26 protein-coding genes are annotated in these 24,762 nt (G+C 65.5%); 12 read left to right on the top strand and 14 right to left on the bottom strand.

Features of this window, described 5'->3' with window-relative positions; translation table 11 throughout:
• Positions 1-57: 57 nt before the first annotated feature.
• From thrS to ASG43_RS05355, 4 genes are all read right to left on the bottom strand, one after another.
• Complete coding sequence (gene thrS / locus ASG43_RS05365) at positions 58-2,025, bottom strand: threonine--tRNA ligase (RefSeq protein WP_056501405.1); 1,968 nt, start codon at positions 2,023-2,025, stop codon at positions 58-60.
• A 133-nt stretch (positions 2,026-2,158) separates the two neighbouring features.
• A complete protein-coding gene (gene yidD / locus ASG43_RS05360) occupies positions 2,159-2,437 on the bottom strand; it encodes a membrane protein insertion efficiency factor YidD (protein ID WP_056501402.1) in 279 nt (92 codons plus the stop codon).
• 9 nt (positions 2,438-2,446) lie between these two features.
• Positions 2,447-2,719 (bottom strand): nucleotidyltransferase domain-containing protein, encoded by a 273-nt coding sequence (locus ASG43_RS23790; protein WP_348271063.1) that lies wholly within the window; start codon positions 2,717-2,719, stop codon positions 2,447-2,449.
• A gap of 44 nt (positions 2,720-2,763) precedes the next feature.
• Complete coding sequence (locus ASG43_RS05355; RefSeq protein WP_056501399.1) at positions 2,764-3,216, bottom strand: iron-sulfur cluster assembly scaffold protein; 453 nt, start codon at positions 3,214-3,216, stop codon at positions 2,764-2,766.
• Positions 3,217-3,447: 231 nt separating this feature from the next.
• Here ASG43_RS05355 and folE point away from each other — a divergent pair, with 231 nt between their 5' ends.
• The 3 genes from folE (at position 3,448) to ASG43_RS05340 (ending at position 5,568) form a co-directional block, all read left to right on the top strand.
• On the top strand, positions 3,448-4,068 hold the full coding sequence (gene folE / locus ASG43_RS05350; protein WP_056501397.1) for a GTP cyclohydrolase I FolE: 621 nt from the start codon (positions 3,448-3,450) through the stop codon (positions 4,066-4,068).
• Complete coding sequence (gene hisI / locus ASG43_RS05345; protein WP_056501394.1) at positions 4,065-4,514, top strand: phosphoribosyl-AMP cyclohydrolase; 450 nt, start codon at positions 4,065-4,067, stop codon at positions 4,512-4,514. The genes folE and hisI overlap by 4 nt, the downstream gene beginning before the upstream one ends.
• A gap of 64 nt (positions 4,515-4,578) precedes the next feature.
• Positions 4,579-5,568 carry a patatin-like phospholipase family protein gene (locus tag ASG43_RS05340; protein WP_056501579.1) on the top strand — a complete coding sequence of 330 codons (990 nt, stop codon included), beginning with the start codon at positions 4,579-4,581 and terminating at the stop codon, positions 5,566-5,568.
• Between the two features lie 266 nt (positions 5,569-5,834).
• On the opposite strand, the gene ASG43_RS05335 is transcribed toward ASG43_RS05340, so the two are convergent.
• Positions 5,835-6,266: a CBS domain-containing protein gene (locus ASG43_RS05335; protein WP_056501391.1), complete on the bottom strand. Its 432-nt coding sequence runs from the start codon at positions 6,264-6,266 to the stop codon at positions 5,835-5,837.
• Positions 6,267-6,318: 52 nt separating this feature from the next.
• A complete protein-coding gene (locus ASG43_RS05330; protein ID WP_056501389.1) occupies positions 6,319-7,080 on the bottom strand; it encodes a rhomboid family intramembrane serine protease in 762 nt (253 codons plus the stop codon).
• A gap of 381 nt (positions 7,081-7,461) precedes the next feature.
• Between ASG43_RS05330 and ASG43_RS05325 the strand changes: the two genes are divergently transcribed.
• The 3 genes from ASG43_RS05325 to ASG43_RS05315 all read left to right on the top strand — a co-directional run bounded on the left by ASG43_RS05325 (position 7,462) and on the right by ASG43_RS05315 (position 9,975).
• On the top strand, positions 7,462-8,061 hold the full coding sequence (locus ASG43_RS05325; RefSeq protein WP_056501385.1) for a PilZ domain-containing protein: 600 nt from the start codon (positions 7,462-7,464) through the stop codon (positions 8,059-8,061).
• Between the two features lie 528 nt (positions 8,062-8,589).
• A complete protein-coding gene (locus ASG43_RS05320) occupies positions 8,590-9,153 on the top strand; it encodes a transglutaminase-like cysteine peptidase (protein WP_244487992.1) in 564 nt (187 codons plus the stop codon).
• A 96-nt stretch (positions 9,154-9,249) separates the two neighbouring features.
• Positions 9,250-9,975 (top strand): hypothetical protein, encoded by a 726-nt coding sequence (locus ASG43_RS05315; RefSeq protein WP_056501377.1) that lies wholly within the window; start codon positions 9,250-9,252, stop codon positions 9,973-9,975.
• 112 nt (positions 9,976-10,087) lie between these two features.
• Here the strand turns inward: ASG43_RS05315 and ASG43_RS05310 are convergent, their stop codons facing one another.
• The 4 genes from ASG43_RS05310 to ASG43_RS05295 all read right to left on the bottom strand — a co-directional run bounded on the left by ASG43_RS05310 (position 10,088) and on the right by ASG43_RS05295 (position 12,964).
• Positions 10,088-10,300, bottom strand: a complete 213-nt coding sequence (locus ASG43_RS05310; RefSeq protein ID WP_056501374.1) for a DUF3126 family protein — start codon at positions 10,298-10,300, stop codon at positions 10,088-10,090.
• A 54-nt stretch (positions 10,301-10,354) separates the two neighbouring features.
• Positions 10,355-11,185 carry a serine O-acetyltransferase gene (cysE, locus tag ASG43_RS05305; RefSeq protein WP_056501372.1) on the bottom strand — a complete coding sequence of 277 codons (831 nt, stop codon included), beginning with the start codon at positions 11,183-11,185 and terminating at the stop codon, positions 10,355-10,357.
• A gap of 124 nt (positions 11,186-11,309) precedes the next feature.
• Positions 11,310-12,209, bottom strand: a complete 900-nt coding sequence (locus ASG43_RS05300; RefSeq protein WP_056501369.1) for an alpha/beta hydrolase — start codon at positions 12,207-12,209, stop codon at positions 11,310-11,312.
• Positions 12,197-12,964 (bottom strand): alpha/beta fold hydrolase, encoded by a 768-nt coding sequence (locus tag ASG43_RS05295; protein WP_056501366.1) that lies wholly within the window; start codon positions 12,962-12,964, stop codon positions 12,197-12,199. Before ASG43_RS05295 ends, ASG43_RS05300 begins: the two co-directional genes overlap by 13 nt.
• 206 nt (positions 12,965-13,170) lie before the next feature.
• Between ASG43_RS05295 and ASG43_RS05290 the strand changes: the two genes are divergently transcribed.
• The 3 genes from ASG43_RS05290 to ASG43_RS05280 all read left to right on the top strand — a co-directional run bounded on the left by ASG43_RS05290 (position 13,171) and on the right by ASG43_RS05280 (position 16,834).
• A complete protein-coding gene (locus ASG43_RS05290; protein WP_056501576.1) occupies positions 13,171-13,416 on the top strand; it encodes a zinc-finger domain-containing protein in 246 nt (81 codons plus the stop codon).
• Between the two features lie 24 nt (positions 13,417-13,440).
• On the top strand, positions 13,441-14,625 hold the full coding sequence (locus ASG43_RS05285) for an FAD-dependent monooxygenase (RefSeq protein WP_056501362.1): 1,185 nt from the start codon (positions 13,441-13,443) through the stop codon (positions 14,623-14,625).
• A gap of 190 nt (positions 14,626-14,815) precedes the next feature.
• A complete protein-coding gene (locus ASG43_RS05280) occupies positions 14,816-16,834 on the top strand; it encodes an OmpA family protein (protein WP_244487991.1) in 2,019 nt (672 codons plus the stop codon).
• A gap of 536 nt (positions 16,835-17,370) precedes the next feature.
• Here the strand turns inward: ASG43_RS05280 and ASG43_RS05275 are convergent.
• The 4 genes from ASG43_RS05275 to ASG43_RS05260 form a co-directional block, all read right to left on the bottom strand.
• Positions 17,371-18,156 (bottom strand): amino acid ABC transporter ATP-binding protein, encoded by a 786-nt coding sequence (locus ASG43_RS05275; protein ID WP_056501359.1) that lies wholly within the window; start codon positions 18,154-18,156, stop codon positions 17,371-17,373.
• Between the two features lie 11 nt (positions 18,157-18,167).
• The gene (locus ASG43_RS05270; RefSeq protein ID WP_056501357.1) at positions 18,168-19,667 is read right to left on the bottom strand and encodes an amino acid ABC transporter permease; all 1,500 of its coding nucleotides are present in this window, start codon (positions 19,665-19,667) and stop codon (positions 18,168-18,170) included.
• 16 nt (positions 19,668-19,683) lie between these two features.
• Positions 19,684-20,874 (bottom strand): amino acid ABC transporter permease, encoded by a 1,191-nt coding sequence (locus ASG43_RS05265; protein WP_056501354.1) that lies wholly within the window; start codon positions 20,872-20,874, stop codon positions 19,684-19,686.
• An 81-nt stretch (positions 20,875-20,955) separates the two neighbouring features.
• A complete protein-coding gene (locus ASG43_RS05260) occupies positions 20,956-21,975 on the bottom strand; it encodes an amino acid ABC transporter substrate-binding protein (RefSeq protein WP_056501351.1) in 1,020 nt (339 codons plus the stop codon).
• 227 nt (positions 21,976-22,202) lie between these two features.
• Between ASG43_RS05260 and metC the strand changes: the two genes are divergently transcribed.
• The 3 genes from metC to ASG43_RS05245 all read left to right on the top strand — a co-directional run bounded on the left by metC (position 22,203) and on the right by ASG43_RS05245 (position 24,761).
• The gene (gene metC / locus ASG43_RS05255) at positions 22,203-23,405 is read left to right on the top strand and encodes a cystathionine beta-lyase (protein WP_056501350.1); all 1,203 of its coding nucleotides are present in this window, start codon (positions 22,203-22,205) and stop codon (positions 23,403-23,405) included.
• 152 nt (positions 23,406-23,557) lie between these two features.
• Positions 23,558-24,010 (top strand): hypothetical protein, encoded by a 453-nt coding sequence (locus ASG43_RS05250; RefSeq protein ID WP_156386486.1) that lies wholly within the window; start codon positions 23,558-23,560, stop codon positions 24,008-24,010.
• Positions 24,011-24,038: 28 nt separating this feature from the next.
• Positions 24,039-24,761: a MotA/TolQ/ExbB proton channel family protein gene (locus ASG43_RS05245; RefSeq protein ID WP_056501345.1), complete on the top strand. Its 723-nt coding sequence runs from the start codon at positions 24,039-24,041 to the stop codon at positions 24,759-24,761.
• The last annotated feature ends 1 nt before the right edge of the window (position 24,762 follow it).

Below are 24,762 nucleotides of genomic sequence, written 5' to 3'. Positions count from 1 at the left end.
GTAGCCGCGAGGGTCCACCGGCAAGAGGCCGGGCCCCGGACAGGCCCGGTTCGTCGATCAGGCAGCCCCGTGCGCCCGCTTCAGATCCGGCGGCACGGCCTCCGCGCCGAGCACGGCCAGCGCGTCGGCCAGCGTCATGCCTTCGCCGCCCTGGCTGCCGAGACGACGCACGTTGACGGTCCGCTCCTCCGCCTCGCGTCGGCCGCAGACCAGCATCGCCGGAACCTTGGCGAGACTGTGCTCCCGGACCTTGTAGTTGATCTTCTCGTTGCGGGTGTCGAGCTTCACGCGCAGCCCCTTGGCTCGCAGCATCGCCACGACCTCTTCGGCATAGGCATCGGCATCCGAGGTGATGGTCGCGACGACGATCTGCACCGGCGCCAGCCAAAGCGGGAGATGCCCGGCGAAATTTTCGAGAAGGATGCCGAGGAACCGCTCCATCGAACCGCAGATCGCGCGATGGATCATCACCGGCACCGTCTTGTTGGAATCGGCGTCGATGTAGAAGGCGCCGAAACGCTCCGGCAGGTTGAAGTCCACCTGCGTCGTCCCGCACTGCCACTCGCGACCAATGGCATCCTTCAGCGTGTATTCGAACTTCGGGCCGTAGAACGCGCCCTCGCCCGGGTTGACGCCGGTCGTGATCCGCCCGCCCGACTGCGCTTCGATCTCGCCGAGAACGCGCATCATCACGCTCTCCGCCGTGTCCCAGAGCTCGTCCGATCCGACGCGCTTTTCCGGCCGGGTCGAAAGCTTGATCATCACGTCCTCGAAGCCGAAGTCGCGATAGACGGACAGGATCAGATCGTTGATGGCGAGACACTCGGCCGCCATCTGCGCCTCGGTGCAGAAGATATGGGCGTCGTCCTGCGTGAAGCCGCGCACCCGCATCAGCCCGTGCATGGCGCCCGACGGCTCGTAGCGATGCACCGCGCCGAATTCCGCAAGCCGGATCGGCAGATCGCGGTAGGATTTCAAGCCGTACTTGAAGATCATGACGTGGCCGGGACAGTTCATCGGCTTCAGCGCGAAGACGCGCTCGTCCTCGGTGTCATCGCCGGCCGACGTCGCCGCGAACATGTTCTCCCGGTACCAGCCCCAATGGCCGGAGGTCTCCCACAACGACTTGTCGAGGAGTTGCGGAGCGTTGACCTCCTGGTAGGTCGCGGAAAGCCGCCGGCGCATGTAGGCGACGAGCTCCTGGAAGATCGACCAGCCGTTCGGATGCCAGAAGACGACGCCCGGCCCCTCCTCCTGGAAATGGAAGAGATCCATCTCGCGGCCGAGCCGACGATGATCGCGTTTTTCCGCCTCTTCCAGCATGTGGAGATAGGCCTTCAGCTGGTCCTGGGTTGCCCAGGCCGTGCCGTAGATGCGCGTCAGCATCGGATTGTTGGAATCGCCGCGCCAATAGGCGCCCGCGACCTTCATCAGCTTGAACGCCTCGCCGATCTGTCCCGTCGACTGCATGTGCGGGCCGCGGCAGAGATCGAACCAGTCGCCCTGGCTGTAGATCTTGAGGTCCTGCCCCTCGCCGATCGCGTCGATCAGCTCGAGCTTGTAGGTCTCGCCCTTCGCCGAAAAGACCTCGCGGGCCTTGTCGCGGGACCAGACCTCCTTCTTGAAGGCCGCATTGCGACGAATGATCTCCGCCATCTTCTTCTCGATGACCGGGAGATCGTCGGGCGTGAAGGGCGTGTCCTTGGCGAAGTCGTAATAAAAGCCGTTCTCGATCACCGGCCCGATCGTCACCTGAGTGCCCGGCCAGAGCGCCTGCACGGCCTCGGCCATCACGTGAGCCGCGTCGTGACGGATCAGCTCGAGCGCGCGGGGATCGTCGCGCGTCAGGATCTCGATCGCGCCGGGCGCGCCGACAGGATCGGCAAGATCGCGAAGCTCGCCGTCGAGCGCATAGGCCACGGCCTTCTTCAGGAGCGACTTGGAAATGCCGCCGGCGATGTCCGCGCCGGTCGCAGTTGCCTCGTAGGAGCGCTGGGAACCATCGGGGAAGACGAGGTCGATCATGGCTGGGGTCCTTTCGGCGCTCACTCCCGCCTACCACGCGGGAAAGCTGTCGTGTCGTGGAAGCGACCGCATGCGGTCGGTCCCCGCGTCTTACCAGCCCGATGCCGTCATGCAAGCCTCGCCGGCACCTCGTTCAGCGCCCGTGCGTCTCATGCCGGCAGACGGGCACGGGGTCGATGCCGGACCGTCCGAACGGTCCGCACCGCGCGACGCGCTTGGCGGAAAGCCAGCCGCCGACGATCAATCCATGCCGCGCCACCGCCTCGTAAGCATATTCCGAACAGGTCGGAAGGTGCCGGCAATGCCCTCCGACGAAGCCGGACAAGGTCAGTTGGTAGAGCCGGACGAGCCCTGTTCCGAGCAGCCGTCCGGGCGTCTTTCGCCAAGGTCCGGCATAATTACGGCCGGTCATCGGATAGGTTCACGTTTGAAGCCAAGGCGACCGCCATTCGAGGAACGGAGATGATCGCCGACAACCAGGCCGCTTCGAAACCAAGACTGTCATGGCCGTGGTCTGCACAGCCACGGGGACGCCGCTCAATTCCGACAGATCTGCGCAACGTCCTGCCAACGCGAAACCGTTGAGTCCGTCTCGCCGCCTGACGACGATGTCGAGGTCGCTCGCCTGCGTATCCTCCCCTCTCGCGACGGATCCCAAGACGCGGGGATCCGAGACCGGATGGGCCGCGATCACGCGCGAGATGGCATCCCGATGCAGCTCCGGCGCTTCCAACGGTGTCACGCCGCGACGCCCGGCTCGGACGCCTTCGCCGCAATCTGTCCGAGGGCGTCGGCGATGGCATCGAAGGTCAGCATGGTCGAGGCGTGCCGGGCCTTGTACTCGCGCACGGGCTCCAGATATTTCAGGTCCTCGAAGCGACCGGCCGGGGGCTCTCCGCCCTCCTTCAGCATGCGCCGCATCGCGTCGCGCACATCGAGGAGCTCCTGCGACGTCGCGCCGACGATGTTGCGCGCCACGATCGACGACGAGGCCTGACCGAGCGCGCAAGCCTTGACGTCGTGGGCGAAGTCTTCGACGCGGCCGTCGCGCAGCACCAGATCCACGGTCACCGTCGACCCGCAGAGCTTGGAATGGGCCGTCGCACTGGCGTCGGGCGAAGCGAGTCGGCCTAGACGGTCGATGTTGCCGGCATAGTCGAGTATCCTGGCATTGTAGATGTCGTCGATCACCGGGGCACCTCGAAATCTCGCAGCATGGGCGTGGCTCGGCGCCACGCGCTCCCATATAGTCCTGCCGAGGCGCATCCGGAAGGTTCACGCCGCGTTCACCGGCCTCGCCTCTTGCGCGAGACACCGGTTTGAACGAAGACCCCATCGAACGGAACCCTGTGCGGTTCCGTGACACGGGCTCAAGGAACGTTGGGTCCGACGGGCAAGCAGGAACCGTCAGGCGGGAGTTTCATGGACGCCATCGTCAGGAAGATCGCCGAGGGCTTCGGGAACGGTCGCACCCAGCGGCCGACCCGTGAGGAAGCACAGGCCGCCGTCGCGACCTTGATCCGTTGGGCGGGTGACGACCCCAATCGCGAAGGCCTTCTCGAAACGCCGGCGCGGGTCGTCAAATCCTACGAGGAACTCTTCGGCGGTTATCACCTGGACCCTGCCGATGCGCTCGGACGGACCTTCGGCGAGGTCGCGGGCTACGACGACGTCGTCCTCGTTCGCGACATCGACTTCTTCTCGCATTGCGAGCACCACATGGTTCCCATCATCGGCAAGGCCCATGTGGCCTACAAGCCGAACGGGCGCGTGCTTGGTCTCTCCAAGGTCGCACGGGTGATCGAGATCTTCGCGCGTCGCCTGCAAACCCAGGAGACGATGACCGCGCAGATCGCGTCCGCCATCGAGGACGTGCTGAAGCCGAAGGGCGTCGCCGTCATGATCGAGGCCGAACATATGTGCATGGCCATGCGCGGCGTTCGCGTGAAGGGCTCCACGACCGTCACCAGCGCGTATCACGGGATCTTCTCGAACGATCGAGGCGAACGGGACCGCTTCCTCTCTCTGGTTCAGCGGCGATGAGGGAAACCGCGCGGTTCGATGCTCCGGCCGTATCCGCTGCCGAACGCGAAGAGGGCGAGATCCTCACCCCGAAATTCGACGCGGCCGGCCTCGTCACCGCGATCGTCACGGACGCGACCCATGGCGGGCTTCTGATGGTGGCGCACATGAACGCCGAGGCGCTGGACCTCACCATCTCGACGGGCGTGGCGCATTACTACAGCCGCTCGCGGCATGCTCTCTGGAAGAAAGGCGAGACGTCGGGCGCCTTGCAGACCGTTCGGGAGATGCGTGTCGACTGCGACCAGGATGCGATCTGGATCAAGGTCGACGTGTCCAAGCCGGAGGAGACCTGCCACACCCATCGCGAGTCCTGCTTTTATCGCATCGTCGAAACGTCGGGATCCGGCCGGCAGCTTCGGACGGACCCGGCCCTGCGCATGCACAGAAAGGCGGCAGGCGCTTAAAGGGAAAGCAATCTTCAGGCGCTAGGGTGAGCCATGTCGACCGTGAATGAACGGACCGTCCGCGATGCTGGAGAGAGTGTTCAAGCGTAACGAGCCGCGTCTGTCCCTGCCGGTGGTGGGTACGGAAGCGGCGGAGCGCCCGAAGCCAGCGCCGACCCGCAAGGCGGGCATCGCCTTGGCTCTCGGCGGGGGCGCGGCCCGAGGCTGGGCGCATATCGGCGTGTTGAAAGCGCTCGACGAGGCGGGCATTCCGATCTCGATGATCGCGGGCACGTCCATCGGTGCGCTCGTCGGTGGTTGCTACCTCGCCGGCCGGCTGCCCGAGCTCGAGGAGTTCGCGCTTTCGCTGACCCGCCGCGGTCTCATCCGGTTCCTCGACCTGCGGTTCGGCGGAGCGGGTCTCCTCGGCGGCATGCGCCTCAACCGTCGCCTCGTCGATACCTTGAACGGCGTCGACATCGAACATCTGGATCGCCGCCTCGTCTGCGTGGCTGTGGAATCGCGGAGCGGTCACGAGGTCTGGCTGGACTCCGGTTCGCTGATCCTGGCCATGCGCGCCTCCTATGCGCTGCCCGGCGTCTTCGAGCCCGTCTCCTGCGGTGATCGGCAGCTGATCGACGGCGCATTGGCCAATCCGGTGCCGGTCTCGGTCTGCCGCGCCTTCGAGGAGCGTCTGGTCGTCGCGGTGAACCTCAACTACGATCTGTTCGGCCGGGCGGCGGTCCTGCGCATGCGCGCCACGGAGTCGCGCCAACCGTTGCCAGAAGACATCCGTGCGCTGGATGCCGATCTCGATCCCGCCCAGATCGACGCGATCCGACGCCGCGAGAAGATCGGCATCACCCGCTCAATGGCTGATGCCTTCAACATCATCCAGGACCGGATTTCGCGTTCGCGCCTCGCCGGAGATCCGCCGGACCTTTCGCTCCAGCCCAAGGTCCGCGACATCAAGTTGTCCGAATTCTTCCGTGCCCGAGAGGCGATCGACCTCGGCTACGAAGAGACGATGCGGCGCCTGCCCGAGATCGTCCGTGTGACCGAAGCCGTCCTTTAGGCGCGGCGCGGCGGCGCGCGCTGAGCGTGCCAAGCCGGCTCGGCCTGCCTCGTGGATGCCACAAGCAACGGGCGCGGCCTCTCGGCCGTGCCCTGCCCTGCGACGAACACAAGCAAAACGCCCGGCTGAGCGGATGAGCCCCGGCGATCCGTCCGTTGCCGCAGCCCACCGGACCGCTTTCCGACATGCCGGGTGAGCGCCTCCGAACGCGGAACCGCTGAAGCCGACGACACACGTCGACCCCGCACCCTTCGACAGAACGCCGCTCAGCCGGCCGCGATATAGCTGCGCATCTGCTCGGCTTCCTGCAGCGCCTCTTCGATCCGCTTCTTCACGACGTCGCCGATCGAGATGACGCCGACCAGTCGACCCCGCTCCTCGACCGGAATGTGCCGGAAGCGACCCTTCGTCATCGATTCCATCAACTCGTCCAGCGTGGTGGACTCCGAGCAGGTCACGACCTTCGTCGTCATGACCTCCGAGATGCTTTGGTCCAGGCACTTCGCGCCGTTGCGCGCGATCATTCGGACGATGTCGCGTTCCGACAGGATGCCGGCGATCTTGCCGCCGTCGTCGGTCAGGATCACCGCGCCGATCTTGCGATCCGCAAGCTCCCGCGCGGCATCCTGAAGCGTCGAACTCGGCGGCATCGTGAAGACCTGCCGCCCCTTCTCGTCGAGGATATGCTTGACGCTCATGGTGTCCTCCCGTGACTTCCCGGACGGATGGTGCGTCAGTCTCGACCGCGTTTCAAGCCGGTGGCGTCAGGATGGATGCGGGCCGGACCGGGGGACGGTCGAACAGCGCAAAAGCGAGGAAGCCGAAGAGGAAGCCGCCGATATGCGCCTCCCAGGCGATCTGCGCCCCGCCTGAGACGTAGCCGCCCAGCGCCGTCCCCGTCAGGAGATTGGTCGCGAAGAAGACGAGGATGAAGAACAGGATCGTCCGGTCCGACAGCGCCTGGCCAAGGGAGAGGCGTACGGACGTGGCCGACGTCGCAGCGCGGCGCTGCAGGCCCGAAAATGCGAAGCGGCAGGCGCCTCCCATCAGGGCCGACACGACGCCCGACGCACCGATCACCGGCTCCATCAAAGTCGGATTGAGCAGGAAGAACGCCGCGGCTCCCGCCAGCGCACCGCCGACGACGAAGCCGAGGAAGCGAACTGATCCGATCCGCCGGGCCACCGGCGAGCCGAAGGCGAGCAGCCAGATCGCGTTCAGTCCGAAATGGGTCCAGTCCCCGTGCAACAGCGCGTGGCTCAGAGGCGACCAGAGAAGAGCGCCGTTCGGACGACCGAAGAGAACCTCGCAAGGCTGCGAATAGCAGGCTGGAATGAATGCGAGGTCGGCGATCAGCCGATCGTCCATCACTGGTCCGATGAGCTGCGTCCGGCCGAGATGCACGGCGGCCAGCAAAAGGATGACGGCGAGAACGACACCGGGGATGTTGAAGGCCGGGGGCCTTCCGTTTCCAGAACCGCGCCGATGCGGAACGTCAGGGTTGATGGTCACGAATGTCTCCAGCCCAACCGATCACCGGCGTCCGCATCACGATGGCACGGTGCTTCATCTGGAGACGAGATGCCGCAAAAAAAGGGCCGCTCACCCGGATGGGATGAACGGCCGGCATGCAGGACAGCCCGATCCGCTCGGGCATCGGGTCATACATGGAGTTGGCACTCGCTGCGGGTTCGCGGCGGTTAAACCTGACCGCACAACGTCTAGCTGACCCATTCGCGCGTCTCAACCGGAGATGGGCAACACGCTTAATGAGCATTATTGAAAGACAGCCTGAGAAACCGTTCAGGGTTATGAACGCGGCCTTAATTATCTCGCGTTAGGCTCGAAGGATCGCATCGCCGCATCCGGCGGTCTTCTCTCGTCGGTCGGTTCATGAACAATCTCGCGACGGCCCAACAGATCGACACAGCCGAACGTCGGCGGTACCACCGCGTGGCGGTCGATCTCCTTGGCCGCTTCATGCTGGAGGACGAGTCCGAATATCCCTGCCGGGTGCAGAATATGTCGGCCGGCGACGTTGCCGTCATCACGGCGGCTCTGCCGCGCCAGAGCGAGCGCGTCATTCTCTACGTCGACCACATCGGGCGTCTCGAAGGCGCCGTGACGCGCACCTTCTCCGGTGGTTTCGCGATGACCCTGCGCATGACCGAGCGCAAGCGCGAAAAGCTGGCGGCTCAGATCACCTGGCTCGCCAATCGCCACGAGCTCGACCTTCCCGAAGATCGCCGCCACGAGCGCGTTCATCCCAAGAACCCGTTCATCGACATCGTTCTCGACGACGGGCGCAAGTACAAGGTCCGCATCATCGATCTTTCGCTGTCGGGCGCCGCGGTCAAGGCGGATGTCCGGCCGGCCATCGGCTCTCGCATCAAGCTCGGCACGATGCAGGGGCGGGTCGTCCGTCACCTGGAAGAGGGCCTCGCCATCGAGTTCGCCGCCGTGCAGCTTCGCGAGACGCTCGAACAGCTCTGAGGCGGAGCCACCCTCTTCTCTCGTCGAGATCTCGCGGGTCGGTGCGCCGGTCGTCTCAGCCGCGACGGCGCGGGGGTTTGTCCGCACCCGCCCGAACGGAGCGCACCGCGCCCTCCCGGGAACGCCGATCCGTCGTCAGCGACGCTTCTGTCGATCCGGCCCAGGGCGCGGAGCAGCCATTCCCGTCGTCAACCTCCGCCTCGTCGCCGCTCCGTGTCGCCGGTATCGCTCTCTCGGCCGCCCCGCGCGTCGAAAGGCACTGTCGTCGCCGCCGTGTCCGGCCGGGCGGGCGGGACCGGTTGCTGCAACCTCTGCGTCTCTATCCTTGCCGATGTCTTGATGCGTTGGTAAAAAGGCGCACATGGATGGCAGCACTTTTTCAAGTATAGAAAATCGACCGTCGCTAAAATTGTCATCAAATGCGATCGTGGACTTTCCCAGCATAGTAAAACGCCTGTGGCAAGGTGCCTCTTAGAGAAAAGAGGAGCCAGACCAATGCGGTTACTGGGAACATTCGGGTCTGCCGTCATGGCCGCCCTTCTGGCAAGCGCCGCGTCGGCTGCCGCAGCCAATGTGCCGATGCCCGTCCTGAACGCCACCACGCAGCCGGTCGGTCACTACGATTTCTGCAAACGCTATTCCGATGAATGCGGGCGAAATGTCGAGGTCGGCGTGATCAAGCTCTCGACCAAGACCTGGAACAAGATCGCGGAGGTCAACGATGCGGTGAACATCAGCATCTTCCCGCGCACCGACGAAGACATGTTCGGCGTGGCGGAGATCTGGTCCTACCCGAAGACGGAAGGCGACTGCGAAGATTACGCCCTTCTGAAGCAGTACATGCTGCAGCGGGCGGGCTTTCCCCGGTCGGCGCTCCTGATCACGGTGGTCCGCCAGCCGAACGGCGACGGTCATGCCGTCCTGACGGTTCGAACCGACAAAGGCGATTACATCCTCGACAATCTTCAGGACGGCGTCCTGGACTGGGATCGGACGGAATATCGCTATCTCAAGCGTCAGTCGGAGAAGAATTCCGGCAAGTGGCTCGCCATCGGCGACGATCGCGACGTCCTCGTCGGCAGCGTGCGCTGATCACCGTTTCGACGCCATGACAGCCTCGCGCGAGGCATTCCCGCGATAAGCAGGCGATCGTCGGCAGATCTGCCGACCCGCATCGAGGGAACCGCGATGTCATCGGCAACGGATTGGCCCGTCGGAACGTCCCGCGATGCCGACGGCGCGCGAGCGCCGATCCGGATCTCGTTCGTTCGCCGCACGTCCGTCGCGGCCATGGCCTTCGCACTTGTCGCGATCGCGGCCTATGCCGGCGCCTCGCGCCTCGGAGAGACGCTGAAGCGGGCGGGAGCCTCGTCCGATCCGACTCCAATCGCCTTCCGGATTGGCGCGGCGCCCTTCGCCTTTCCCGGCAATGCGGTCCGGTTCTCCGAACAACGCGCGGACCCCGCTCCCCCGGAGCTCGACCTTTATCTGATGTGGCCCGAGCTCACGGGTTTCAGCGATGCGTCCGCCGAGATCTTCCATGATCCCGAGGCGCGGAGGCTCCTCTTCGTTACCCTGTCCGCGGTGGAAAGACGCGATCGCGACACGTCGATGTCCGGCCTAGCGTCGCCGACAGGGCGTGGTCCGGCCGGACTGATGCAGTTCCGGCTGGCGGGCCTTCCCGGCATCGCTTCCGACGAGATCGTCTATCGGGCTGAGACTGGGCCGGAGACGGGCTACGAGGTCTCGTGTCTCGACGGCGTCGATCCGATCATGGCGGCGGATTGCATCCGCGAGATCGAGATCGGAGGGGGACTTCGGCTGCGCTACCGCTTCACGCATCATTTGTTGGCGGAGTGGAAAGAGATCGACCGAGCGGTGCTTCGATACGTCGCGCAGCACCGCCGGTCGTAGCATCCGGGGCATGTCCGGGGGACGAAAAACGGTTCCCCCCGGGATCATGGGCCGGAGCCAAGGTTCTGGTGCGCTCCCGGCGAAAACGTCGTTCGCCCGGAACGCTCCAGCGTCAGCTTTCGAGATCCATTTCCAGGATCGACATGGTGAAGTGATAGGACAACTCACCCTCGTCGGTGTCCTTGTTCAGCGTGCCCACGAACTCGTCCCCGACATAGACCTCGGCCGAATCCGATTTGCGCGGCAACGCCTTCACCTGAATGGCGGAGCCCTTGAAGATGCTCTTCAGATAGGTTTCGACCTTGCGTAATTCGTCAGGCTTCACTGTTTTCTCCTTGCATGAAATGATGGCGGCTGAGGGGGCCGCGGCGCGCGACGGTCAGTCGGCGCGATCGAACATGTGGTTCATGGCGCGCCCCGGCTCCCCGCCGCAACAATCGTCGGTCGTGCCGACGACCTTGGCCGGCACACCGGCGACCGTCGTGTGCGAGGGAACGGCCTTCAACACGACGGAGCCCGCCGCGATCTTGGAACAATCGCCCACCCGGATGTTTCCAAGGACCTTGGCGCCGGCGCCGATCAGGACCCCGTGTCCGATCTTGGGATGACGATCGCCGTGCTCCTTGCCGTTGCCGCCGAGCGTCACGTCCTGCAGGATCGAGACGTTGTCGCCGATTTCCGCGGTCTGACCGACGACGATGCCGGTCGCGTGGTCGAAGAACAGGCCTCGGCCGAGCTTGGACGCCGGATTGATATCGGTCTGGAAGATCGCCGACGAGCGCGATTGCAGATAGAGGGCGAAATCCCGGCGACCGTCGTTCCAGAGCCGGTGCGCCAGCCGATGCGTCTGGATGGCGTGGAAACCCTTGAAGTAGAGGAGCGGCTCGATGAACCGCTCGCAGGCGGGATCGCGGTCCAAGACGGCCTGCAGATCGCTGCGCAGGATTTCGGACCATGGCGTCTCGTCGCGCAAAAGGCTCGTGAAAGCCTGCGTGATGATCACGGCGGGAACATCGGAATGGTGGAGCCGCTGCGAAATCCGGTGGATCACCGCGTCCTCGAGACTGAGGTGATTGAGGACCGTTGCATAGAAGAATCCGGAGAGCACCGGCTCCCGTTCCACGGCCTCCAAGGCTTCCTCGCGCACGCGCTCCCAGATCGGGTCCACCGCCTTCAGGCGCTCCTGTGTCTGCCTGCCGATCGCGGTCATGGAGCCTCTCCCTGTCACTTCGCAGCCGGCGGCGGGCCGACGGGGGCACGAGCCCTTGCCGTGCTAAGATAGTTCGAACCGGCGCAAGGCAACAGCCGGGTCCGCTTCGACGTTTGGCGGAGGGTTAGCGCGTCCGCGTGACGGGCGGAAGTCCCTCCAGGAAGTCGATGATCGCCGCGGCAAAGACATCGTTGCGCTCGCCCGCGACCATATGGCCGGCATCGGCGATATCGACATAGCCCGCGCCCGGCACCAGGCGCCGGAACTCCGCAGCCTCGGTCTCCGTGACGAGGTCGGACGCCCCTCCCCGAACCAGCAGCGTCGGCACGGTCAGGGCCGCTGCCGCGGCGCGCAGTTCGGCGGGAACCGCGTCGCCGCCGCTCATCACGTTTCGGCTCCCTTCGATCAGGGCGGGATCCCAATGCCAGCGAAGCCGCCCGTCGGCGCGCGGGCGCAGGTTCCGGGACAGACCGTCGAGGGACGCGGACCGCGCTCGCCCCGGCTGATAGCGCGCGACCGCCGCCGCCGCTTCCTCGAGGGAGGCGAAGCCGGTTTCGATATGCTCCGACATGAAGGCTTTGATGCGCAGGAGCCCCGCCATGGCCAAGCTCGGCGTGACATCGACGAGGACCAGCGCGCCGAGCCGCGTTCCGGCGGAGACATATTCGGCGAGCAGTCCCGCGATCCCTCCGAGCGACGCGCCGACGACGATCGGCTTCATCCCGCTCGCCTGCGCCAGCGCATCGAGCACGGCGCCGGCATCCCGCCCGAAATCCTCGAACGCATAGGCTCCGTCGTCGACCCAGGCGCTGTCGCCATGTCCGCGCTGGTCGAGCGTCGTGGCGCGGAAGCCGGACGCCGCGAGCGCCTCGGCCGCTCGCGTCCAGGAGTGCCGGGTCTGGCCCGCGCCGTGAAGGAGAAGGACCGGGCGCCCTCCCGCGCCGAATGTCGTGCCCTCCAGACGCTGTCCGTCGGCACCGGTAAAGATGACGGTCTCGCTCTGTGCATCCCTCACGGCGTCCATGGATGCCCCTCTAGGAAACGGAGCACTTCGGCCTTGAAGGTGCGGTCGCCGACGGCCAGCATGTGATCGCGGTTCTGGATGGCAAAGGCCGTAGCGTTCGGCATCAGCGCCGCCAGTTCGTCCGCGGAACCCGCGATGTCGTCGCGCGTGCCGACGCCGACGAGCACCGGCTGCCGGAGCGAGCCGACCTCCGCGATGCTCGGTTCGACGCGCGAGGTCCGGATGCAGGCCGCGAGCGCCACGCGGTCGCTTCGTGTACGTTCGGCGAAGGCCCGAAACATCTGCCCGCGTTCGTGCGTGACGTCGTCGAGCGAGGGCGCGAGCAAGGCGTCCGCGATCGGATCCCAGTCTCCGACGCCGTCGACGAGGCCCATGCCGAGGCCACCGAAGATCAAAGCCGGAAAGAGCGTCGGGGTCTCGATCGCGGCGAAGGCCGAGACGCGCGCTCCCATCGAATACCCGAAGAGCGCCGCCCGTTCCACGTGCCGTGCCGCCATCAGGGCCCGGACGTCCGATGCCATGCGCTGAGGCGCGTAGGCGCTTTCGTCATGCGGCTTGTCGCTCCGTCCATGGCCACGATGATCGAAGGCGAGAACGCGGTAACCTGCGCCCGTCAGGGTGGAGACCCAGCCGGGATCCACCCAGTTGACGGTCATCGAGGACGCAAATCCATGCACGAGGAGGATGGCGGGCGCGCGCTCTTCGCCCTCGTCGATGAAGGCGAGCTTCAGCCCCTCGTTCTCGAACATGTCCATTCCGCGACGATCCAGATCCGTTCAGCCGAGGCGGCGCGCCTCGTTCACCAGCCCATATCGCAGCGCAGGGCCCGACGGCCACCCCGATCTTTCCAGCTGGCTTTCTGGAGCACGACGGGAGCGCCGGCGAGGCGATGCGACACCTATCCATGGTCCGCGACAGCCTCTATGGTCCCGCCGAAACCATCCAGCCTGAGGACGAGCCGATGGCCGCTCACATCATTCCCCATTTCCAGAACGACGCCGGACATGACGTCATCGAGATCGGCGTCACCGAATTCATGTGCGTCGGCGCCAACCCGCCCTTCGATCATCCCCACGTCTATCTCGACATGGGCGACGAGGGGGAGAAGGTCTGCGGCTATTGTTCGACACTCTACCGGTACAATCCGGCTTTGAAGGCCGAGCAGTCCCTGCCCGCTGGCTGTCTCTACATCGAACGCGCGGCCTGATCCGGTATCGGGCGGCGCAAGCCCGTGCGCGATTCGATAAGTGAGTCGAGCCGGCGGGCGACGGTCGTCGGCGCCGGCATCGCCGGCCTGACCATGGCCCTGTGCCTGGCGCGGGACGGATGGTTCGTCGAGATCCTGGAGCGCTCGGCGATCCTCGGCGAAGCCGGCGCCGGGCTTCAACTTTCGCCGAACGCCCTGCGCGTCCTGTCTGGGCTCGGACTTCTCGATCGCCTGCGCATGGTCGGCGTCTCCGCGCGAAGCGTCACGTTGCGCTCGGGCCGAACTGGGCGGCGCCTCGCGACGGTGCCGGTGTCGTCCGCGGACGGGACGCCATACCTGTCCCTGCTGCGCACCGATCTGCAGACCGTTCTTCTCGAAGCGGTCATGGCGGAAAGCCGGATCTCCCTGCGCCTCGATCAGGGTCTGATCGGGCTCGAAGGTCGGTCCGGCGGCGGCTTCGATCTCGCCTTCGCCGATGCAGCCGGGCGCCGGACGAGCGTCTTCGCTCCAGCGCCGGTCATCGCGGCCGACGGTGTCCATTCCGCCGTCGCGGCGGCGCTCGGACTGCCGGCCTCCAAGCCCTCGGGGCTCGTCGCATGGCGCATGATGCTGGATGAGCCGCTGGAAACGCCCGGCATCGAGGCTTGGCTCGGCCGAGACCTTCACGCCGTCGCCTATCCCGTGGATGCCGGCCGGCGCACCAATCTCGTCGCGATCGCTCCGCAGACCGCGGGATCGCAAGCGGAGGCTGAACGAGAACCGGCGCAGGCCTTCGACCGACGATTCGCGGGATGGAACACAGCCTTGCTCCAGCGCATCCAACGCGCGGGATCCCCCGGTCGATGGCCGCTCCTCGACGCGGACCGCATGGGCGAGCGGCTGCCTTCAGGTCTTTTCCTCATCGGCGACAGCGCCCACGCGATGCTTCCCTTCGCCGCGCAGGGCGCGGCGATGGCGATCGAGGATGCCGCCGTCCTTGCGCACGGCCTGCGTGAGACCCACACGTTCGAGGAAGCGGATCGCCAATTCCAAATGGAGCGCGCACCCCGACTAAAGCGCGTGCGCAAGCGCGTCGATTTCCATCGCTTCGTCTATCATCTCGCGCCGCCGCTCAGTTGGGGGCGCAACGCGGCCCTCGCCGCCCGCTCCCCGGCGTCTCTGCAGCGAGATCTCGCCTGGCTCTACGACTGGGCACCGCCGACGGCCTGAGCGGACGTCGGGTAGAACCGTGGTTTCCGATGCCGGACGGTTGCCGGCATGGAACCTCCGCCATCCCCCAAGGTTGTGAACCCTGAGCTTCATCCGATCCGTCGGGTGCGGCATCGATGGGGCGTGCTTCACGTGAGATCAGCGACGCTTGAGAATCTGTAAGGGACAGATTTCCCGAAAAGGTAGAGACATGCCGATTCTGAAGACGCCCGGCAGCTTGTTCACGATCGCGGCGCTGGCCGCATCGACGACGCTGACCGCTCCCTCCTTCGCCTATGCGGAGGCCGCCGCCCGCATGCGCCTCGCACAAGCGACGCCGGACGAACTGCCGCCCGAGGCGCCGCCAGCCGAAGCTGCACCCGAGCCGGAGGCGCCCCCTGCCGCAGAGGCCCCTGCGCCCGAGCCAGCGGTCGAAGCGCCGCCGCCCGAGCCGGACGTCGCTCCCGCTCCCCAGCCGGAACCGGCGCCCGAGGCGGCACCTGAACCCGCTCCGGAACCAGCCGCAGAGGCTCCGGCACCGGTCGAGCAGCCGCCCGAGGCCGAAGCGCCTGCCGAAGAGGCACCGCCGCCGGTCGAGCCCGCTCCCGAGGCGACCGAAGCGCCCGCCGACGCCACGCCACCGGCCGACGAACCGCCGGCGGTGACCCCCGCGCCGGAGGCGCCGGCTTCACCGTCGACCGAAACGCCCGCCGTGACGCAGACCCCGGAGGCCGAACCGGCACCGCCCACTCCGCCGGCGGAGGCCGCTCCGGCCGACCAGCCGACCGAAGCGCAGCCGCCGGCCGATGGTTCGCCGGCGCCCGCATCGGACAACGCGCCGCAACTGGCTCCCTCGCCCGATCCTGCGACGCCGCCGGTCGACGAAGCGCCGGCGGCAGCACCGGACGCCGCGGCTCCCGTCTCACCCGTAGCTCCGGATGCGTCGGCTCCAGCCGCCGGAGCGACGCCGACCCCGGCCCTGCCCGTCTCGCCCGACGGCGCGACTCCCGCTGCTCCGCCTGCCGCTCCGGCCCCCGCACCCGCCACAGCTCCGGCCACCGCTCCCGGTGCTGCAGCGCCGGGAACGCCGCCGCCTGCCGCCGGCGCCGCCGAACAGCAGGCAGCCCCGGTCGCACCGCCCGCACCCCCGGTCGCGGAAACGCCGCAAGCCGTGCCTGCCGAGATCCAGACGGCGCCGGTCGATCCCGCCGCGCTCAACCAGAGCGATGCGCGGGTGCAGCAGCTTTCGCAGCCCGTGACGGTACAGTCCGTGATCGTCGAACAGGGTCAGCGTGTGGAACAAGCGCCCCAATACGTGCTGCCGCCGCGCACGGAGGTGGTGGAGCGCGTGCGCAACCGCGACATCATCGCGATCGCGGGCGCGGCTGCCGTGGGTGCTGCAGCGGGCGCCGCCGCCGCCTACTTCATCCGTTCGGACGACGACACGCGCCTGCGGGTCGACTCGACGGAACGCTACACGGAGCAACTGCCGCGTGGACGCTATCGCGAGACAATCCTGCGTCCGAACGGCGTCCGGGTTGTCACGATCACCAACGAATATGGCGACGTCATCCAACGGTCGCGAATTCTGCCGGACGACGAGGAGGTCGTGCTCTTCTACGATCCCTATTCCGAAGACGAGCAGCGCCCGGATTATTTCTACGATCCCGGTGCGGATCTGCCGCCGCTCGAACTCGCCATCCCGGAGGACGAATACATCGTCGACGTCTCCGAGCCAGATGAGGATCTCTACTTCAACACGATCATCGCCCCGCCCGTGGAGACGGTGGAGAGGATCTACTCGGTCGACGAGGTCCGTCGCTCGCCGCGCATTCGCGAGAAGGTTCGGCGGATCGATGTCAACACGATCAACTTCGATTTCGGCTCCGCGAGCATCTCGCAGGACGAGGTCAAGAACCTGCAGGCCCTGGCCGACGCGGTCGCACGCGTCATCAAGGCCAATCCGGGCGAGACCTTCCTGATCGAGGGTCATACCGACGCGGTGGGGTCGAACGTCGCGAACCTTGCTCTATCGGACGAGCGGGCCGAAGCGGTCGCCACCGCGCTTTCGCAATATTTCGACATCCCCGCCGAGAACCTCGTCACCCAGGGTTACGGCGAAGAGGACCTCAAGGTGAAGACGCAGTCCGAGAATCGCGAAAACCGCCGCGTCACGTTGCGACGGATCACCTCGCTGGTGAAACCGGTGAACACCGCCTCGACGCGCTGACGTTCACTCGTCCCTCCCGGCGGCTTCGAGAGGTCGCCGGGAACAACTTTGAATCACCGTCTCAAAAGAACTCCACAAGCCTCTCAAATGATTCGTCGATGACGCGTCGTTGAATCAGGACATGAAGAACGTTGCCGTGCCCGGTCCGGACGACCGAGCCCGACCCTGGAGCGATCTCTCACGGCACGCCGACGCGACACACAGCGCGATACCCAACCGAGCCACCAGCTTCGACGGCAGCTTTCCGTGGCTCGGGTCCGCAGATCGTCAAACGAGCATGCGTGTGCCCTGAAGGCCTCTACGACGCGGATCCGCGCGAGCCGCTGACGGAGAGAGGTCCATCGCGACACGGCATCCGGCGCCCGGCTAAGCCGCCTCGAGCGATGCGTTTCCTGACGGATCACCTTGCCGACGCCAAGCCTGCCATCCCATTCGATTCCGGCTTCGCTCGACACTGAACAAGTCGTGCAGCTGAAATCGAGGCCGCTTCGATCGGTCGGGCGACGGACATCCGGCCGCCGCCCGGCCAGGCGCGATCAGTGCAGGATCTGGGACAGGAAGAGCTTCGTGCGCTCGTGCTGCGGGTTGGTGAAGAAGGCGACCGGCTCGTTCTGCTCGACGATCTGCCCGGCATCCATGAAGATCACGCGATTGGCGACCTGCCGGGCAAAGCCCATTTCGTGCGTGACGCAGATCATGGTCATGCCCTCTTCGGCGAGACCGACCATGACGTCGAGAACCTCCTTGATCATTTCGGGATCGAGGGCGGAGGTCGGTTCGTCGAAGAGCATGATCTTGGGATTCATGCAGAGCGACCGCGCGATGGCGACGCGCTGCTGCTGGCCGCCGGAAAGCTGACCCGGATATTTGTTGGCCTGTTCCGGGATCCGGACGCGCTTCAGGAAGTGCATCGCGACCTCCTCGGCTTTCGCCTTCGGCATTTTGCGGACCCAGATCGGCGCGAGGGTGCAGTTCTCGAGAATGGTCAGGTGCGGAAAGAGGTTGAAGTGCTGGAAGACCATTCCGACCTCGCGGCGCACCTCGTCGATCTTCTTGAGATCGTTGGTGAGCTCAATACCGTCGACGATGATCTGGCCCTTCTGGTGCTCTTCCAGCCGATTGATGCAGCGGATCATCGTCGACTTGCCCGACCCGGACGGGCCGCAGACGACGATGCGCTCGCCGCGCCGGACCTTCAGGTTGATGTCCCGAAGGACGTGGAACTCGCCGTACCATTTGTTGACGTTGATCAGCTCGACGGCGACTTCGTTGGAGATTTGCATCTTCGGCGAAGCGGAGGGTGCAGTGGCGGTTTGCGACATGGCCGAAGTCCTTATCGTTTGTGTCCGGTGTCGAGGCGGCGTTCCATGTAGACGGAGTAACGCGACATCGAGAAGCAGAAGAACCAGAAGACGAAGGCCGCAAAGACGAGGCCGGTCGCGGGGGTGTTTTCGGTCGCCCAGTTCTGATCGCTGAAGCCGCGCCGGACCTGTCCGAGAAGATCGGCGAGGCCGACGGCGGCGACGAGACTGGTGTCCTTGAAGAGGCCGATGAAGGTGTTGACGATGCCGGGAATGACCAGCTTCAGCGCCTGCGGCAAGATGATCATGCGCATCTTCTGCCAGTAGGTCAGCGCCATCGCATCGGCCCCTTCGTACTGACCCTTGGGGATCGCCTGGAGGCCGCCGCGGATGACCTCGGCCATGTAGGCCGCCGCGAACAATGCGACGCCGACGAGCACCCGCAGGAGCTGGTCGAAGCTGACGCCCGTCGGCAGGAACAGCGGCAGCATGAAGTTCGCCATGAACAGGACGGTGATCAGCGGGATGCCGCGCCAGAACTCGATGAAGATCACCGAGAACAACTTGACGATCGGCATCTGCGAGCGACGGCCGAGCGCGAGGAGGATACCGAGCGGCAGCGACGCGACGATGCCCGAAATCGCGACCACGAGCGTCAGGAGGAGACCACCCCAGGAGTTCGTCGAGACCGGGGTCAGACCGAGATCGGCCGTCAGGAACGCCAGAGCCGCGACGATCGCGACGAAGGGTACGAGGACGGACATCAGCTGCCCGCGGGTTTCGGGAGAGGTGACCGTGGCGATCGCCGTCGCCAGCACCGACAGGAGAGCCGCGGCGAAAGCGACGATGCTCGGTCCCGTGAAGCGCAGATCCAGGAAGGAAATTCGATCCGTGTCGAGAAACGCGGATGCCAGGAGCGACAGCACGGACAGACCGAGGAGGACGAGGGCGAGCCGCACCAGCGATGCGTCCCAGCGAAAGCCGATCTTGCCGCTGGCGACGAACAGCGTCGCCGCCGCCGCGACCGCCATGAAGAATGCCACGCCGCCGCCCGCCAGATCGAACTCGCCGCCCGTGAGGAGGACGAGCGCGACGAAGGGGAAAACGGCCAGAAGCAAGATGGCGTTCAGCCGCTTGTAGGGCACTGACGGGATGGCGATCGGGACGATCAGGGCGACGAGGAGCACCAGGAGGAGATCGACCCGCCACCGCTCCGGCTCGGGAAACACGCCGTACATGAAGAGCTCGAACTTGGCGGCGACGAAGGCCCAACAGGCTCCCGCCTCCTGTCCATCGGCGGGGAGGCAGACGGTCCGATCCGGTCCGGTGAACGCGGCGTTGAACACGCCCCATTCCAGGAGGTTGTACACGATGTAGACGATGAGCGTCGCGGACAGGATGGTGAGGAGCGCGTCCGCCGGTGTCGCGAAGAGGTTCTTGCGCAGCCGGAAAATGAGGCCGGTCTCGCTTGCCGGCGGGGGAAGCGGAAGCTTCGGCTCGGTGGAAACGAAGCGGGCGACTTGTTCTTCCATGAGAATTCGCTCCCGCTCAGCGTTCGACCAACGCCATTCGGGCGTTGAAGAGGTTCATCAGGAAGGACGACAGAAGGCTGATCCCAAGATAGGCGCAGATCCAGATCGCCACGATCTCCACCGTCTGCCCCGCCTGGTTGGCGACCGTCGAGCCGATCGAATACAGCTCGGGATATCCGATCGCAAAACCGAGGGAGGAGTTCTTCGTCAGGTTCAGATATTGGCTGGTCAGCGGCGGGATGATCACCCGGAAGGCCTGGGGGACCACCACGAGCCGAAGCAGCTGGCCGCGCCGCAGGCCGAGCGCCATCGCCGCTTCCGACTGGCCCTTCGAAACCGACAGAATGCCCGCGCGAACGATCTCGGCGATGAACGCGCCGGTGTAGATCGAAAGGGCGAGAAACAGCGCGATATATTCCGGCCGAACCTGCATCCCGCCGACGAGATTGAAGCGCGTGGCGCTTGGGAATTCGATCGTGGCGGGGACGCCGGTGATGATGAAGACCGCGAGGGGCAATCCGACGATCAGGCCAAGCGCGGGCCAGAGCAGGCTGCGCCGCTCGCCGGTGGCGAATTGGTGCATCCGGTTGCGCCGCGCGACGATCATCGTCGCGACGATGCCGACGACGAGGGCGGCGAGCGTCATCCAGGCGATCGGCTCGAACACCGCGCCGGGGATCTGCAGACCGCGATTGGTCAGGTAAACGCCGATCGCCGATTCCTGCAGGTTGCGCGGCGGCTGCAGGAGCGACAGCACGCCGAAATACCAGAAGAGGATGACGAGAAGGGGCGGAATGTTGCGGAACGTCTCGACATAGACCGTGGCCAGTCCGCGGACGAGGAAATTGCGCGAGAGGCGCCCGATGCCGACGATGAAGCCGAGGATCGTGGCGAGGACGATGCCGGAGACGGCGACAATCAGGGTGTTCAGGATGCCGACGACGATCGCGCGCCCGTAACTCGAATTGCTCGAATATTCGATGACGTGCTGGCCGATCTCGAAGCTCGACCGCGTGCCGAGAAATCCGAAACCGGAGGCCATGTTGGCCTGCCGCATGTTGGTCGCAGTGTTGTCGATGATCCACCAGGCAAAGCCGACCAGACATGTCAGCAGAAGCACCTGGATCACGATGCTCCGGACCTTCGGATTGGTCAGAAGCGAGTCCTTCGAGGCCTCGCGGGACAGCGGCTGCGTCTGGACGGTCATGTAGCGGGTGGACCTCCACGCGAGGATGGAACGACAGACAAGATCCGCGCCGGACGGGCCGACGCGGATCGAAGACGGAGCTTAGCGGATCGGCGGAGCGTACTGCAGACCGCCCTTGGTCCACAAAGCGTTCTGGCCGCGGGCGATGCCGAGCGGAGTCGAAGCGCCGATGTTGCGCTCGAAGATCTCGCCGTAATTGCCGACACCCTTCACGATGTTCACGACCCACTCGTTGGCGAGGCCTGCGTCCGCGCCGAAGGTCGAGCCGACGCCCAGCATGCGCTGGATCTCAGGATTGGGGGACGCCTTCATCTCCTCGACATTCGCCTGCGTGATGCCGAGCTCTTCGGCGTTCAGGAGCGCGAAGTGCGTCCACTTCACGACGTCGAACCACTGCGAATCGCCACCGCGCACGGCCGGACCCAGCGGCTCCTTGGAGATGATCTCGGGGAGAACGATGTTGTCGTCGGGCTTGGCGAGTTCGAGGCGCGAGGCGTAGAGACCGGACTGATCGGTGGTGAGAACGTCGCAGCGACCGCTGTCGTAGGCGCCGTTCACGTCGTTCTGCGCTTCGATGACGACCGGATTGAATTCCATGTTGTTGGCGCGGAAGTAGTCGGCGAGGTTCAGCTCGGTGGTGGTTCCGCTCTGCACGCAGACCGTCGCGCCGGACAGCTGAAGCGCGGAATTGATGTTCAACTCCTTCTTCACCATGAAGCCCTGGCCGTCGTAGTAGTTGACGCCGGCGAAGTCGAGACCGAGCGCCGTGTCGCGGTTCATCGTCCAGGTCGTGTTGCGCGCGAGCAGGTCGATCTCGTTGTTCTGCAGCGCCGGGAAGCGCTGGACGGCCGACAGCGGCACGTACTGAACCTTCGAGACGTCACCGAAGACCGCCGCGGCGACCGCCTTGCAGTAGTCGATGTCGAGTCCCTGCCACTGGCCGGCATCGTTCTGCGAAGCGAAACCGGGAAGGCCCGTGTTCACGCCGCATCTGAGTGTGCCGCGCGCCTTCACGTCGTCGAGGGTCGCCGCCGAGGCGTGGCTGAGCGCAAGACCCGAAACGGCGAGGCCAAGTACGGCTGTCAGAAGCTTTGTCTTCATGAGATACCTTCCCGGTGGAACAATGTTGGTGACAACAGGATATGCTTGACCTCCACGAGACTGCGCGTGATCAGGCACCCCTATGAGAAAACGCCCTCTTGCATGGCGCTTCGTCGTCAGCGACATCATGCCAAAAAAATTGGCAGGTCAAGGCGATGATGATTTTTTTTCAGGGGACAGAAGAAATCCGCTAAACGTGGCAACTTCATTGGCAGAGAGTTCGAAAATTGAGCAAATCCAAGCATAAGCACGGGCCGTTCCAGGGCATTAACACCGCCCTTGCTCACGGCGGCAGCGATCCGATGGAGTTTCACGGCTTCGTCAATGTCCCTGTCGTGCATGCATCGACGGTGCTCTTCCCGGATACGGAGACGATGCGACGCCGCGGCGGCCGCTACCGCTATGGCTTGTCGGGCACCCCCACGACCGATGCGCTGGAACATGCTCTGGACGAACTCGAGGGCTCGGCAGGAACGATTCTCCTGCCATCCGGCCTTGCCGCGGTCTCCGTTCCGTTGCTGGCCTTCCTGGGAGCGGGCGATCACGTTCTGATCGTCGACAGCGTTTACGCCCCGACCCGGCGCTTCGCCGACACGGTTCTGCCGCGCATGGGCGTGACCGTCGAATATTTCGATCCGCTCCGCCCGAATGGCATCGAGGGATTGATGCGAGCCGATACCAAGGTCGTCTTTCTCGAGGCGCCTGGCTCCAATACGTTCGAGATGATGGACATCCGGGCTGCCTGCGATTTGGCGCATGCCGGTGGCGCCGTCACCATGATCGACAACACCTGGGCGACGCCGCTCTACTTCCGACCGCTGGACCACGGCGTCGATCTCTCGATCCATGCGCTGACGAAGTATCCGGGCGGTCACTCCGACGTCATGATGGGCAGCGTCTCCGCCAATGCCGCGACCTATGCCCGACTGCGCGACACGCAGATGACCCTCGGCATCAACGCGGCTCCGGACGACGTCTACCTCATCCTGCGCGGCTTGAAGACGATGGGGCTGCGGCTCGATCGGCATCAGGACTCCGCCCTCGAGCTCGCCGAATGGCTCGCGACGCGGCCTGAAGTGGCCAAGGTCCTGCATCCCGCGCTGCCCTCCTTTCCGGGCCACGATCTCTGGAAATCGCAGTTCAAGGGAGCGAGCGGTCTGTTCTCGATCGTCCTCCGGGGTGGCGGGGATCTCGAGGCGGCGGCCTTCCTCGACGCACTTCGGCTTTTCGGCCTCGGATTTTCCTGGGGTGGGTTCGAGAGCCTCGCGGTTCACTGCGACCTGTCCGATCGCACCGTGGCCAAGGCTCCGGCGGAGGGACCCGTCATCCGTCTTCAGATCGGCCTCGAGGACGTCGACGATCTCAAGGCCGATCTCGAACGCGGCTTCGCCGGCCTCGCCGATCTCGGCCGACGGTCGATGACGAAGTGAGCGCGGATCGGGTGCCGATGCCGCCGGCCGCGCGCCTGGCGCCGTTCCTTCAAAGGCTTGGTTTGAATCGACGGGGGAATGGTGTCACTGTTCGACGGGCGCATCCGCTTGATCGCGCCTCTCTTCCACCGTCTCGGACAAGGTTTCGAAGCATGAGTTCGTTGAGTTCGGCAACGCGGTCCCTTGCAGGTGCGATCGCGTTGCTCGTCGCGGGACTGCCAGCCGCGAACGCGCAGGATGCCGCCCGACCCGCCTCGTCGAGCCTCACTCTCGAGCTGAACACGGCCAAGGACGTCGCGACGGGTTGCCGGTTGGCGCTCGTCGCATTCAACGGAACGCCGACCTCGCTGGACGAAATGTCCTACGAGGTCGTCGTCTTCGACGGGCAGCAGCGCGTGTCGCAGTTCGTCCTGTTCGAATTCGGCGCTCTCCCGCCGAAGAAGACGAAGATCGTTCAGTTCGACATCGCCAATGCCAAATGCGCCGAGATCTCCCGCCTCGTCCTCAACAATGCGTCGCGCTGCCAGTCCGCCGGCGGCAGCGTGCCGATCTGTCTCGATCGCGCCGTGCCGACGTCCCGCACCGCCATCGCCTTCGGCCTCTGAGGTTGGATAGACAGAGAGAACGGACCTGATGCCGAGCTTCGATCCCGACATCATTCGCCAGCTGTTTCTGTCCGTCGGCGGTCCCGTCATGGGAGCCCTGGTGCTGGCTTCGATCGTCGCCCTGGCCACCTCGATCATCAAGGTCATGGAGTTCGGCCGGATGGGCGTCGGCTCCCACAAGCGTGCACAACGTGCGCTGCGTCTCTGGGCGGACGGCGATCGCAAGGCCGCGTTCGAGACGGTCGAGATGCACAAGGCCGCCCTGTCGCGTGTCACCGCCGAGACCATGCGCTCGATCGGCTGGGTGCCGGACCAGATCGATGCGGCACGGGACGCGGGCCTCTCCACGGCGACCGAATTGCTCGCCGCCATGGGCCGGCGCATGCGCCTCCTCGAAACCATCGTCCAGGCCGCTCCCATGCTGGGACTGCTCGGCACCGTTCTCGGCATGATCGATGCCTTCGGCACCCTCGCCTCCAGCGGCGGCGTCGGCGATCCGGGCCAGCTCGCCGGAGGCATCTGGCTCGCCTTGTCGACGACGGCCGTCGGCCTTGCCATCGCCATCCCCTTCTACTTCGTCGCGAGTTGGCTCGAAGAGCGCATCGAAGGCGAACGGACGGCGATGGAGGCCGCGATCGGCAAGATCATCACGAAGGCGAGGCGGCCCTATCTTGCGGGCGGCTCGAAGGTGCCGGGGGCCGCAAGCGGCTCGCGCGGCGCGGACCGTCTGCGCGATGTCGAGGTCGGATGAC

This window comes from Aureimonas sp. Leaf454, assembly GCF_001424685.1.
Lineage (GTDB): Bacteria > Pseudomonadota > Alphaproteobacteria > Rhizobiales > Rhizobiaceae > Plantimonas.
Note: the sequence above shows the minus strand (reverse complement) of the source record. Positions and strands in the feature narration are given on the sequence as shown.